Below are 12,235 nucleotides of genomic sequence, written 5' to 3'. Positions count from 1 at the left end.
CCGCTCGGGGATATCGCGGCGCAGGGCCTTGTGGCAAGCGGGCGCGATGGATTTGCGTATTGGCCTGGCCCACGCCGGACAGATGTCACAACGCCGAAAGCGTTTCGGGCGGGGCGGGGGCGTTGAGTTTGGGCGCCGATTGGAACAACTGCGTCATGTCCCTCAGCGTCTGCGTGGTCCGGCTGGACAGCACCGCCGGCCGTTCGGCTGCCGCGTCGGCCGCAGCCTGTTCCTCGCTCTTCTTCTGCGCTTCCGCGGCCTTGGCCGCGACGTCCTCGTCGACGAACGGCTTGTCGATACCGGGGATCGGCTTCAGGTCGATGTTCTGGTGCGCGTAGACCATCAGGCGCTGCCACACCATCGCCGGCAGCGAACCGCCCGTCATGTTCTTGGTCGGAGTGAAATCATCGTTGCCCAGCCACACGGCCGCCGTGTAGTTGCCGGTGAAGCCGACAAACCAGGCGTCGCGGTAGGATTGCGTCGTGCCGGTCTTGCCGGCGACGACGATATTGGGAATTTGAGCCCTCCGCCCGGTTCCCATCACCGGCACCGCCGCCAGCATGGTGTTCATGGATTTCAGCGCCTGCTCTGACAGAACGCGATGCGGCGGGGGTGCTTCCTTGGCGAAATCGTAAACTACCTCTCCGGTCCGGGAGACAAGCTGCGTTATGCCGTGCCTGGAACCGACGAAGCCGTTCTGGGCGAACACGCTGTAGCCCGTCGCCTGGTCCATTACGGTCATGCCCGAAGTGCCGAGCACCATGGTCTTGTGTGCCTCGAGCGGCGATTCCACCCGAATGATTCCGCCATCGCCTTGATCGGCGCGATGCCGAGATGGTCCTTGGCCAGCCGTACCGGCACGGTGTTGATCGACTTCGCCATCGCCATCAGCAGCGTGATATTGCCCGCCGACTCGCCACTGTAATTGTGTGGCGACCAGTTGCCCCAGCTGATCGGGCCGCCTGAAAATGATCGAGTTCGGCGTAAAACCGTGTTCCATCGCCGTGGCGTAGACATAGGGTTTGAACGACGAGCCGGTCTGGCGCAGCGCCTTGGTGGCGCGGTTGAACTGGCTGGCGCCGTAATCGCGGCCGCCGACGATCGCGCGCACAGCGCCGTTGGTCTCGATGACGACTACCGCACCTTCGGTGACGTTGTACTCCTTGCCGAACTGGCGCAGGTGGAACTCGACGGATTCTTCCGCCGCCTTCTGGATATTCGCGTCGAAGGTGGTGTGGGCAACCAGAGAATGCTGGCCCGGCTTGGCGATCTTCTTGACCTCGTCGAACGCCCAGTCGAGATAATAATCCGGACTTTTCTGTTCGCCGCGGTCGACGACGTCCGCCGGATGAAGCCTTGCCTGCAGCACCTGGCCCTCGGTCATGAAACCGGAATCGACCAGGTTGGACAGCACCACATTGGCGCGCGCACGCGCTGCCGGCAGGTTGATGTGGGGGGCGTATTTGGTTGGCGCCTTGAACAGGCCGGCCAGCATGGCAGCCTCGGCGAGGTTCAGGTCCTTGACGCTCTTGCCGAAATAGAAGTCCGCCGCCGCCTCGATGCCGAACGTGCCGCCGCCCATATAGGCGCGGTCGAGATAGAGCTGCAGGATTTCCTTCTTCGATAGATTGGCCTCGAGCCATAGCGACAGGAAGGCTTCCTTGATCTTGCGCTCGAAGGTGCGCTCATTGGTCAGGAACAGGTTCTTGGCCAATTGCTGGGTGATGCTCGAACCGCCCTGGACGACGGAATTCGCCCGCACATTCTCGAAGATCGCGCGCGACAGGCCGAGCACGTCGATGCCGTAGTGATCGAAAAAGCGCCGATCCTCGGTGGCCAGCACCGCCTTGATGACGTGATCGGGCATCTCGTCGACCGGCACGGAATCACGCTGGATGATGCCGCGTTGGCCGATCTCGTTGCCGTAACGGTCGAGGAAGGTGACGGCGAAATCGCCCTGGGCACGCCAGTCGCCGGTCGTATCCTGGAAGGCAGGTATCGCCAGCGCCAGCATCACCACGATACCGCCGGCGCCGAGCGTGAAACCTTCGCTCAAAAGTTCGATGATGACGCGGCGCCAGCCCTTCAATCGGAAGCGCCGCGAGAAGATCGTCGCGGCTTCCCAGAACTCGCGCGCCTTGAAGCCGATCTCGTAGAGCGAGGAATCGATCCAGGCGTCCAGCGCCAGAAGGCGGGAGGCGATCGCACCTCTTCTCTTGCGCGGTTCAGGGCTGACCATTCAAAAACCCGGCTCGGCTGTGGCGTGACCTGAAAACCGCAAGCCGGCAATTTCAGGGCAGCGCCCTGTTCCGACTATTCATCCATTTTGTGGACGCTCACAAGAGCGGCGAGGACACAGCCGCAAGGTTTGTCGATGAAAAAGCAGGCAACCGGTGACACGGTCGCCCACCCGCCAGATTCTTGATCCGGCGGGCGAGGGCGGTTTGTCGTTCCCGGGCTGTCAGGCCGCTTCGCGCTTCAGCGCCTGCGCCATGCAATGGATGCCGCCGCCGGTCTTGGAGATCTCGCTCATGTCGATCGCCGCGACCTCGAAGCCGCGCGCCTTGAGCTTTTCGATCAGCGTCTTGCTGGAGGTCGGCGCGATCACCCGGTCCTTGCCGAGCGACATGAAGTTGCAGCCGAGCGCCATCGTGTCCTGGAACGGCACGTCGATGATCTCATGGCCCTTGCCCTTCAGCCAGTTGACGATGCCGGGTTCGGTGCAGGCGAGGCACACTGCAGTGAGCTTTTCAGCGATCGGCACCACCATCAGGTCGATGTGGACGTAATATTCGTCGATGAAGGCGATGCGCGTTTCCCAGCCTTCCTTCTCGAACCAGGACTGGACCTGGCGGGCGCCTTCCTCCTGCGTGCGGGCGCCGCCGCAGCCGATCAGCACCACGCCCTCTTCGATGACGTTGAAGTCGCCGCCCTCGAACGTGCCTGCGGTGACCATGTCGTAGATCGGGATGCCGAGTTTCTCGTAGGTGCGGATGGCGGCATAGTTCTCGCCGCGCCGCCACCAGTTGGCCATGGCGGTGATGAAGGCGCCGTAAGGCGTCATGACGCTGGAATCGCGGGAATAGACCTGCATCGGCAGTTCCGGTGTCGGCTCGTGCCAGTGGATGTTGACACCGAAATGCTCATAGGCGGCGACCAGGTCCTTGTGCTGTGCCTGCGCGATCTGGACGTTGCAGGGGGCTTCGCGCAGATGCTTGCGCGACAGCGAACTGGTCGACAAATGGCGCAGGAAATTCGGCGAGCCGAGCAGGACGTCGGTCAACACGTCGGTTTCGTTTGCGAAGCCCCATGATGTCAGCGGCTTGGTGCCGCCGGCCGGATTGCGGCGCTGCAGCGAAAACGGTTCGGCGACGATGCGATCATGAACGGTCATGCGGTTCTCCTCATGGGCTTGTTCTCAAGGGTTGGTCGGGTCATGCATTGCTTGGGATCCACCAGTCGCGGCCGCGTGCGGTGGTGACATATTCCGGCCAGCGGAAATTTGTCGGCGGATCGTAGTCGCAGAGCGGCGCGATCCAGTTCGCACCACCAACGCCGCCGCCGGTGCGGGTGACGAATTCGTCCATCGCCGTATCACGGGCGGTTTTGTCCTCGAGCAGACGCAGCGCCGCCAGCGCGATCGTCTTGGCCGCGCAGGTGACCATCGGATCAATGGTGGCGGAAATGCCGCCCAGCGCATTCATCACCCAGGAAGGATAGGCGTGGCCATTCGCCGAGCGCAGCGCCGGACGCGCGACATAAAAGCGCGCGGTCGGCGCATGCCAGCTCATGTCGGTGTAGTCGTCGGAGGTTGAATTGACCTGCGAAGGCGGCAGGTCGCGGCGCAGGATCGCCTCGGCCTCCTGTGGCGAAATCAGCCGCTCCAGCTCATCGATGAACGGATTTTCGGTTGCGGCAGCTCCGGCATTGACCTGGATTTCGCGCCCGACCGCCCTGGCGGCCTCGTCCCAGCGTGGCGGGCCGACCGTCGACAGCGCCTCATAGGCAATCTCGGCCATGGCGTGGTTGGCCAGCCCCGGTCGCGACTTCGACACCCAGTGCCGCTCATAGCGGCAGCCGCTGATCGCGGCCGCGGCCGCGGCATTGCGGTCGAGCACGGCGGTCACCTGCTCTGCCATGCCGATGGTCGGCACGCGGATCATGTACTGGATCTCGGCCAGCCCTGCCGGGAGATTGTCGGCGGTGGCCTGGCCAGCAGTGAGGATCGCCTCGCTGATCGACCAGCCGCCCTGATGCGGCAGCATGGAGTCGCGCAGCGCCTTGGACGCCATATACATCATCATCAGCGCGTCGTTGGCGCCGGGCGCGCGCGCAGCCGAATGTGCCTGCGGGATCGGTGCGCCGTCACCCGCCGCACGCGCCCAATTCTGCGGCTCGTCGCAGATGAAGCGATAGATCATGGCGTAGGCGGCACCGCAATGCGTGTCCCAGCGCGCCGTGTTGCAGAGCGGCAGCATGTAGAAGGGATGGAAGGAGATCATGCCGGCAAGGCCGTCATAATAGCCTTTTTCCGCATGGATCGGCTTCGACCCCCGCACCTTCTCGGCCGGCTCGCCGGTGAAGCGCAGCGTGCCTGGAATGCCGTGCCGCTGCATCGCCGCCTTGGTGGCCAGCACGCCGCCAAGGCTTGCCATGCCGAGCCCCGAATGCGGGTCGGTGTGGCCGCCGGCCTCGACGCCAAGACCGGGCCGCGGCTGCTTTACGGTCACTGCGTCCTGGCAGTTGCCGGGGACGGCATCATATTCGGCATACATACCGATCGTCGGCCCGGCGCCATTCGTCCAGTGGGCGCAAAATGCGGTCGGCATGCCGCCGGAACCGTCCTCGATGGAAAAGCCCTCAAGCTTCAGCCGTGCCACATACCAGGCGGCTGACTGGTATTCGCGCCAGGCGGTCTCGCCGAAATCGAAAATGGTGCGCGTCCACGCCGACAGCAGCGGCTGGATGCCGTCGAGGCAGGCAAGGGCCGTCTCTTGCGCCGATGTCGTCACCGGTTTGTCCATGCCTCAAAGAAAGCAGTGAAGCGGCTCGCCAAAAAGTGATATGTTTTCCCGGTTCATGCAAATTCGGTTCACCTCTTGAGAATTCCCTCCACACAGGCGCTGCGCGCTCTCGACAGTTTCGCCAGGCATGGCAGCGTCTGGCGTGCCGCCGACGAACTGCACCTCACCCGCAGCGCGGTGAGCCACCAGCTGCGGCTGTTGGAGCGCGACCTCGGCTTCGATCTGCTGCAGCGCATCGGCAAAGGCGTGGCGCTGACGCCGCGCGGCCAGCGCTACGCGGCCGATGTCAGGAAGGCGCTGACCGTGCTCGGCGACGCGGGGACGCAAAACAGCGGCGCCGGCGTCGGTGGTTCCTTCGCCATTTCCTGCCCTCCGGGCTTCGCCTCGATGTTCCTGTGCAGCCATATCGGCGAGTTCCAGCAAATGTACCGGGACGTGGCGCTCTCGATCCTGACGCCTCGCCGCCTTGACGACGTCAGCAATCCGGAAGCCGACGCCTTCATTGCCTTTGGCGTTGGCAACTGGCCGAACCGGGCGGTGGAGCTGCTTTGCGAAGTTTCCTTCACGCCGCTCTGCAGCCCGACGCTGCTCAACAAGGTGGGTGGATTTTCCAAACCCGCCGACGTGCTGCGCGCCAACCTGCTGCATCTCGGCGATACCGAGGACTGGGCGCGCTGGCTGGCGCTGTCCAAGGTGGAGAATCCCGATACCGAAGGCGGTATCTTCTTTTCCGACATGAACCTCGTCTTTTCCGCGGCGGTCGCCGGACAGGGCATTGCCATGGGCGACGAACTGACCGGCCGCCGGGCGCTGAGCGAGGGTCGGCTGGTGAAGCCGTTTGAAGCCTCGGTGCCCTCGCCACGCTCCTATTTCCTGGTCTTCGAGCATGCCAAGGCCAGCCACCCCGTGCTCAATGCCTTCAGCGACTGGCTAAGGGCAAAGCTGTCGGAGAACAGACTCTAATCTCCCCCCTCGAGGGGGAGATGGCCGCGAAGCGGCCAGAGGGGGTCGGTTCGACTGGGCTCGGCCTGCTGCGGCGGATAAAGGTTGGCGCTCCATGCGCGGCGACCCCCTCTGTCGCCTTCGGCGACATCTCCCCCTCAAGGAGGGAGATTAGGCGCGCCCCATCTCCCACCCGTGAATCAAATTTGCCGATCAGGCGAAAACTATTCGGTTGCGGTGAGCCGTGAGCCTGCCTACGATTTCACCAGAGACTGAGGAAGGGGCAGGATGCAGCAACCCGGCCGGGCCGCGGAGATCAAGGCAATCGGGATCGGCAAGAGCTTCGGCTCGTTCCGTGCGCTGGACAATCTGTCGCTCAACATTGGCCGCGGCGAGTTCCTGACGCTGCTGGGACCCTCCGGCTCGGGCAAGACCACCTTCCTGATGATCCTGGCCGGTTTCGTGCAGCCGACCGAAGGCAAGCTTTTCAGCGACGGCACCGACATCACCGACCGCCCGGCCGAGCAGCGCGCCGCCGGCATGGTGTTCCAGGGCTATGCGCTGTTCCCGCATATGAGCGTCGAGGCCAACATCGCTTTCCCGCTCAAGGTGCGCAAGAAATCGGCCGCCGACATCAAGAAGCGCGTCGGTGAGATGATCGAGCGCGTCGGTTTGATCGGCCACGAGAAGAAACTGCCGTCGCAGCTCTCGGGCGGCCAGCAGCAGCGCGTGGCGCTTGCCCGCGCGCTGGTGTTCGAGCCGGGCGTGCTTCTGCTCGACGAGCCGTTCTCGGCGCTGGACAAGAGCCTGCGCGGCCAGATGCAGGCCGAGATGAAGCGCCTGCACCAGGAAACCGGCACCACCTTCGTCTTCGTCACCCACGACCAGAGCGAGGCGCTCGCGCTGTCGTCACGCGTCGCCATCTTCAACCACGGCAAACTGCTGCAGGTCGGCGCACCGGACGAAGTCTACGACCGGCCGGACAACCGCTTCGTCGCCGAGTTCCTCGGTGAGATCAACATGCTGCCGCTGAAGGGCGTCACGCCCGCCGGCAATGGCTCGACCGGCCTTTGCGAGGATCGCGCCGTCAACATGCACTGCAAGGCCGAGAAAGTCCGTGGTGACGCCATCCTGGCGATCCGGCCCGAACATATGTCGATCGCGCGTGAGGCGACGGTCGGCGAGAACGGCATCGCCGCGACCGCCATCGCCTCGACCTATATGGGGGCTGCGACCAAGCTCGACCTGACGACGCGCCAAGGCGCCAAGGTGACCGTCTCGGTGCCGAACGAAGTCGCCGCCGCCGCACTGAGCAAAGGCAATTCCGTCTGGCTGACCTGGCCGGCGGAAAAGGGTTTCCTCCTTCCGGACGGAGGACAATGACCGCCGGCGCGGACCGATGGGACACGCAGGCTTCCGGGAATGATCAACGACAAAAAGGGGAACTGACATGACAAACGATACGAAGAAACAAGCCATCGACAGCCTGTCCGCGAGAGCAGGTCGCGGCGAGATTTCGCGCCGCCAGTTCACGCAACTGGCAGCGCTCGTGCTCGCCGGCACGCCGATGCTGCTGCGCTCGACCGGTGCCTTCGCGCAGGCCAAGGAACTGGTGCTGGTCAATTGGGGCGGCGACGCCATCACCGCCTATGACGCGGCTTATGGCCAGGCCTTCACCAAGGACACCGGCATCACGGTGAAGATGGACGGCTCCGGCCCGACCGAAGGCGCCATTTCGGCGCAGTTCAAGAGCGGCGCGCCGACCTGGGACCTGGTCGACGTCGATCCGTTCTCGGCCATTACGCTCGGCGCCCAGGGCGCGCTGGAGCCGATCGACTACAAGATCGTCGACAAGACGAAGATGCGCCCCGGCTTCGGCTGGGAGTTTGCCGCTTCGACCTATTTCTTCTCCTATGTCATCGCCTATGATTCCGAGAAATACGGCAAGGACGCCCCGACCGGCATGGCCGACTTCTTCGATGTGAAGAAGTTCCCCGGCAAGCGCTCGCTCTACAAATGGGGCGTGTCGAGCTGGGAAGCGGCTCTTTTGGCCGACGGCATCGCGCCGGCTTCGCTCTACCCGCTCGATCTCAAGCGCGCGCATGACAAGATCGCCGCCTTCAAGGAAAACGTCGTCGCCTATTGGGGTGGCGGCGCCGAGAGCCAGAGCGTGCTGCTCAATGGCGAAGCCTCGATGGCCATCGTCTGGTCGACCCGCGCTTCGCTGATCGAGCAGGATTCCGGCGGCAAGATCAAGTTCATCTGGGACCAGGGCCTTATCTCGCCCGGTGCGCTGGCCGTGCTCAAGAACAACCCCGGCGGCAAGGACGCGGCGATGAAGTTCATCGCCAGCGCACAGGATCCGCAAAAGCAGCTCGTTATGTTCGACAAGCTCGGCCAGGGCCCGGCCAATCCGGCCGCCGATGCGCTGATCCCCGCCGACAAGAAGCGCATCAACCCCGTCGATCCGGAGAACATGAAGAAGCAGATCGCGCTCGACATGGATTGGTACGCCAAGAACTATGGCGCCGCGCTCGACGAATACACCAAGATCATCTCCGCCTGAGAGCTGGATGCTGATCTGAGATGAGAGGCGTTCTCTCCGACAGGATGGGCGCGGCGCTGTTGATGGCGCCGCTGCTCCTGTTTCTCGTCCTGGCCTATGCCTGGCCGTTTCTCGGCGTGGTGAAGTGGAGTTTCACTCTGCCGACGCCTGGGCTAGGCCAATACGAGGCATTGCTCACCGATGATCTGGTCCAGTCGGTGTTCATCCGCACGCTACGCATCGCGGCCATCGTCACTGTTGTGTCCGTCGCGGCCGCCTATGCCATCACGGTCGTCTGGGTGCGCGGCAGCCCGGCGCAGCGTCTCATCGCCGAATTCTGCATCCTCGTGCCGTTCTGGATCTCGGTGCTGACGCGCGCCTTCGGCTGGGTGGCGCTTTTGTCCAATCGCGGCTTGATCAACACCTGGCTGCAGTCGATCGGCTTCATCTCCGAACCACTGACGCTGGTGCGCAACGAGTTCGGCGTCATCGTCGGCATGACGCATTTCCTCATTCCGTTCGCCGTTTTCCCGCTGGCATCCGCCATGCGCAGCCTCGACGACCGCGTGCTGCTGGCAGCGCGTGGCCTTGGCTCCAGCCGCATGCGCACCTTCTGGACGGTGTTCGTGCCGATGACTCGCTCCGGCATCATAGGCTCGGCGCTGATCGTCTTCGTCTTCTCGCTCGGCTTCTTCGTCACGCCGGCGATTCTCGGCGGCGGCCGCAGCGTGATGATCGCCGAGCTGATCTATCTCAGGATTTTCCAGAGCCCGGACTGGGGTCTGGGAGCGGCAATCAGCGTGGTGCTGGTGCTGTTCGTCGGCGCGCTGATGGCGCTCTTGTTCCGTTATGTCAGACCGAAGCAGTTGATCTGATGCCGACCTATCGCCCCGGTCCCGTCTCGCTGGTCATCGCCGCCCTGGTGGCGCTGTTCCTGCTGATGCCGCTGCTCGCCGTTATCCCGGTGTCGCTGACGCCGAGCCGCATGCTGGCGATGCCATCAGGCGAACTGTCGTTGCGCCATTACCGGGCTTTGATCGAGGATCCGCGCTGGATCGACTCGATCCTGCTCTATCCGCATCGGCGTCGTCAGCAGCGCTTTTTCCACTGTGCTGGCACTGTGCTTCAGCCTCGGCGTCTGGATGTTCCAGCCGCGTTTTACCGCCGCTCTCGTCGGCTTCGTGCTGCTGCCGATGGTGGTGCCGCCGGTGGTCTCGGCGATCACGCTCTACTTCCTGCTGACCTCGGTCTCCGGCGTCTCTTCCTTCTTCGGCTACGACACCTGGCTCGGCGTCGCCATGGCGCATTCGGTGATGACGGTGCCCTTCGCCACGGTGCTGATCCTGGTCTCGCTCAGCCAGCTCGACCGGCGCATCGACCTGGCCGCGAGGGGCCTTGGCGCGACCGTCTGGGAGCGCGCCACCCGCATTATCATGCCCAACATCAAGTTCGGCATCGTCACAGCAGCACTTTTGTCCTTCGTGCTGTCCTGGGAAGAGATCGGCGTCACCCTGTTCATCACCTCGGTCAACGCCATCACGCTGCCCCGGCTGATGTGGATGGGCCTGCGTGACAACATCGACCCGGCGATCGCCGCCCTTTCGGTGATCCTGATCATCATCACGGTGCTGGTGCTGGCGGTGCGCAGTGTGGTCACCAGGCAGCGCGCCGGGCACTAAACAAATCGCACCGAGACGCGGCCGAACCGGCCCAGATCGCCGATGACTTCGTCGCCGGCCTCGACGCTGATCGGTGTCACGCAAGTGCCTGTAATCACCATTTGTCCCGGCTCGAGTGCTATGCCGAGCCCGGACAATTCATTGACGATCCATGTGAGCGCGATCCGAGGGTCGCCCAGCACAGCCGCGCCCGATCCGTTGTGCTGCGACTTGCCGGAAACGACACCGACCACCAGGTGCTCCGCGAGATCCACGTCGCGCCATTCGTCTTCTACAGCCTCGCCGATGACAAACAGATTGGCGCAGGCATTGTCGGCGATGAGCTGTGGCGCCCCGACAGCGCAGAAATCGTTGTATCGTGAGTCCGGAATCTCGATCGCCGGGTGCAGGCTCGACACCGCATCCATCACCTCGGCGATTTCATAGGGCGCGGGACGCGGCGGCAACGGACGGCCGAAACGGAAAGCGAATTCGATCTCGGCCACGCGCATCTTGCTCGTCGCCAGGGAAACGGTGCCGCCAACCTCAACCGATTTCTCGGCGATGAGACGCCCGGCCATCGGGCCTTCGACATTGATGTGTCTTTGTCCAGCCAGGCTTGTCGCGGCAATCTTCCAGCCGAAAAGTGGAGCTGACAACCGCTCCATCACATGCGACTGGATGGCGTAGCCGTCGATCCGCGTTTGCGGCCGCAACTCCTGGGGTATGGCGTCGAGACGGGTGCCGTTGTCCCAATGGCCTACCAACAGCCGAGACGCGGCCCTGGCCTTTTCTGTATCGAGCATCATCAGCTCCGGAAATCTGGGAAAATGCCCCGCTGCCCAGCCAAAGCCGGCAATGAACATCCCGTCGAGTGGACCAGTCCATATGGAGCAAGATCACGTGACCAGGCAAGCGAGACACCACGTTCATATAAACCTTGCCGGGCAGTGCTGATGCTCAGCTTCGCGGCTGCGGCATCACGCCTGCCGACGGGATTGTCGGCAAAGTCGTATTTCCGAGATCATCGGCATTCATCATTCTGATGACGAATCGCCATCGTCTTCGCGTGGCGAACCGCTATATCTGGCAAGGGTATGCAGACATGGACAGGCTTTGGAAAAGCAATGTCGGTGATGCAAAGGCTTGAGGAAATGAATTATGACCGCGCCCGGCGATTTGCTGCAGGCACTTTTTCTGAGGCTGAAAAGCGATAAGTCGCTGTCGGCGTTGCTAAGCGGCGCTGGCCTGCTCGAACAGGCAACCGACAATGCCGCCTTCCCGTATGTGACCTGCGGCCAGACCAGTGCCTTTGACTGGAACACCGGTGCCGACAACAATGACGATCAGCTGATCACGCTGCATGTCTGGTCGAAAGCCCAGGGCGAAGCCGAAACGCTTGCCATCATGGACGCCATCAAGGCGCGCCTTGCCGACGCGGCGCTGGTGATCGGCCCGCGCGGCCAGACGCGGCTGTCGCTTGAGTTCACCGAGGCCCGTTACGACGAGGATCTCCTCGTGCACCACGGACTGCTGCGGTTTCGTGCGCTGACGCAGGAAAATGCCTGACACGCTTTCAATCTGACCGTAACGGAGTCTAGATTGGCGTCTGCGGGATTTCGTCGGGTTGGGGCGTCGAAATCACCATCGGTCGTCTCGCGTTCAGGGGTGTAGCGAACATGGTTTTCGCATCGATCACCGTTCATTTCACGTTCAGCACCGATGCGTTACAACGCCGACCATGAAAACGCTTCGCTCCCACTTTCGAACCGCGACCCTGGCGCTCTGTGCTGCCGGGCTGTTCGCGTCGCAGGCGACAGCGATGCCGGTGATCGCGCCCGACCAGGCCAGCCCGATCGTCCTGGCCGCATCCGACTGCTACGCGATCGGCCAGCAGGTGGCCGAGCAGAATGGCGGGACGCTCGCCAAGGCCTCGCAGTCGACACGCGGTGGCCAGCCGGTCTGCGTCATCGTCGTGCTGGTGCCTGGCAAGGACGGGCAGCGTCCGCGCCGTTCTGAGATCGTCGTTCCGCAGAACTGACCCAACCTTCCAACTGACAAGGCTA

The 12,235-nt window shown here is 63.4% G+C and carries 9 protein-coding genes and 2 pseudogenes; 7 read left to right on the top strand and 4 right to left on the bottom strand.

What is annotated here, in order from left to right:
• Positions 1-85: 85 nt before the first annotated feature.
• The 3 genes and pseudogenes from AC0V7N_RS29445 to AC0V7N_RS29435 all read right to left on the bottom strand — a co-directional run bounded on the left by AC0V7N_RS29445 (position 86) and on the right by AC0V7N_RS29435 (position 5,024).
• Positions 86-2,239, bottom strand: a pseudogene (locus AC0V7N_RS29445) (transglycosylase domain-containing protein).
• Between the two features lie 222 nt (positions 2,240-2,461).
• Positions 2,462-3,394 (bottom strand): dimethylarginine dimethylaminohydrolase family protein, encoded by a 933-nt coding sequence (locus AC0V7N_RS29440; RefSeq protein ID WP_475451701.1) that lies wholly within the window; start codon positions 3,392-3,394, stop codon positions 2,462-2,464.
• Between the two features lie 40 nt (positions 3,395-3,434).
• Positions 3,435-5,024 carry a zinc-binding metallopeptidase family protein gene (locus AC0V7N_RS29435; RefSeq protein ID WP_475451700.1) on the bottom strand — a complete coding sequence of 530 codons (1,590 nt, stop codon included), beginning with the start codon at positions 5,022-5,024 and terminating at the stop codon, positions 3,435-3,437.
• Positions 5,025-5,099: 75 nt separating this feature from the next.
• On the opposite strand from AC0V7N_RS29435, the gene AC0V7N_RS29430 reads away from it, so the two are divergent.
• The 5 genes and pseudogenes from AC0V7N_RS29430 (at position 5,100) to AC0V7N_RS29410 (ending at position 10,190) form a co-directional block, all read left to right on the top strand.
• Entirely contained in the window at positions 5,100-5,987 is an 888-nt protein-coding gene (locus AC0V7N_RS29430; protein ID WP_475451699.1) for a LysR substrate-binding domain-containing protein, read from the top strand.
• Positions 5,988-6,254: 267 nt separating this feature from the next.
• The gene (locus tag AC0V7N_RS29425) at positions 6,255-7,349 is read left to right on the top strand and encodes an ABC transporter ATP-binding protein (protein WP_475451698.1); all 1,095 of its coding nucleotides are present in this window, start codon (positions 6,255-6,257) and stop codon (positions 7,347-7,349) included.
• A gap of 67 nt (positions 7,350-7,416) precedes the next feature.
• Positions 7,417-8,532, top strand: coding sequence for an ABC transporter substrate-binding protein (locus tag AC0V7N_RS29420; RefSeq protein WP_475451697.1), 1,116 nt, complete (start codon positions 7,417-7,419; stop codon positions 8,530-8,532).
• A gap of 20 nt (positions 8,533-8,552) precedes the next feature.
• Positions 8,553-9,386 (top strand): ABC transporter permease, encoded by an 834-nt coding sequence (locus AC0V7N_RS29415; protein WP_475451696.1) that lies wholly within the window; start codon positions 8,553-8,555, stop codon positions 9,384-9,386.
• Positions 9,386-10,190 (top strand): annotated as a pseudogene (locus tag AC0V7N_RS29410) (ABC transporter permease). Before AC0V7N_RS29415 ends, AC0V7N_RS29410 begins: the two are co-directional and overlap by 1 nt.
• Here AC0V7N_RS29410 and AC0V7N_RS29405 read toward each other — a convergent pair.
• Positions 10,187-10,975 carry a fumarylacetoacetate hydrolase family protein gene (locus AC0V7N_RS29405; protein ID WP_496627445.1) on the bottom strand — a complete coding sequence of 263 codons (789 nt, stop codon included), beginning with the start codon at positions 10,973-10,975 and terminating at the stop codon, positions 10,187-10,189. The pseudogene AC0V7N_RS29410 and the gene AC0V7N_RS29405 sit on opposite strands and share 4 nt — an antisense overlap.
• Positions 10,976-11,330: 355 nt before the next feature.
• On the opposite strand from AC0V7N_RS29405, the gene AC0V7N_RS29400 reads away from it, so the two are divergent.
• Together AC0V7N_RS29400 and AC0V7N_RS29395 are read left to right on the top strand one after the other, a co-directional pair.
• Positions 11,331-11,738, top strand: a complete 408-nt coding sequence (locus AC0V7N_RS29400; protein WP_475451693.1) for a DUF3168 domain-containing protein — start codon at positions 11,331-11,333, stop codon at positions 11,736-11,738.
• 172 nt (positions 11,739-11,910) lie between these two features.
• A complete protein-coding gene (locus AC0V7N_RS29395; protein WP_475451691.1) occupies positions 11,911-12,210 on the top strand; it encodes a hypothetical protein in 300 nt (99 codons plus the stop codon).
• Positions 12,211-12,235 lie beyond the last annotated feature (25 nt).

This window comes from Mesorhizobium kamtschaticum (genome assembly GCF_056174585.1).
This window is presented reverse-complemented; position numbering and strand designations above follow the sequence as displayed.